1 protein-coding gene is annotated in these 672 nt (G+C 66.5%); it reads left to right on the top strand.

The genetic code is table 11. The annotated features are described in order from the left end of the window. The coding region (locus GO615_RS29825; protein WP_169133068.1) for an FAD-dependent oxidoreductase at window positions 1–672 on the top strand (672 nt) is incomplete at both ends.

A 672-nucleotide genomic window follows, 5' to 3' on the forward strand; every position in this document is an offset into this window, starting at 1 on the left:
ACTGGCAGCGCGCGTGGCGCAATCCGACGCCGAAGAAGAAGTACGACATCGTGATCGTCGGCGGCGGCGGCCATGGTCTCGCCACCGCCTACTACCTCGCCAAGGAACACGGCATCACCAACGTCGCGGTGGTCGAGAAGGGCTGGCTGGGCGGGGGCAACACCGCGCGCAACACCACCATCGTGCGCTCGAACTACCTGTGGGACGAGGCCGCGTGGCTGTACGAGCACGCGATGAAGCTGTGGGAGGGGCTCTCCCAGGACCTGAATTACAACGTGATGTACTCCCAGCGCGGGGTCATGAACCTGGGCCACACGCTGCAGGACATGCGCGACATCCACCGCCGCGTCAATGCCAACCGCTTGAACGGCATCGATGGCGAAGTGCTGGACGTGAACCAGATCCAGGAGATCGTGCCGATCATGGACCTGTCGAAGAACACCCGCTATCCGGTGCTGGGCGCCTCGTGGCAGCCGCGCGGCGGTGTCGCCCGTCATGACGCGGTGGCCTGGGGCTTTGCGCGCGGCGCCGATGCGCTGGGCGTGGACATGCTGCAGCAGACCGAAGTCACCGGCATCCGCAAGAACGGCAACAAGGTCGTGGGCGTCGAGACCAACCGCGGCTTCATCGCCGCCGACACCGTGGGGGTGGTCACCGCCGGCAACTCCGGCG

The sequence above is a fragment of the Aromatoleum evansii genome (assembly GCF_012910805.1).
Classification (GTDB): domain Bacteria; phylum Pseudomonadota; class Gammaproteobacteria; order Burkholderiales; family Rhodocyclaceae; genus Aromatoleum; species Aromatoleum evansii.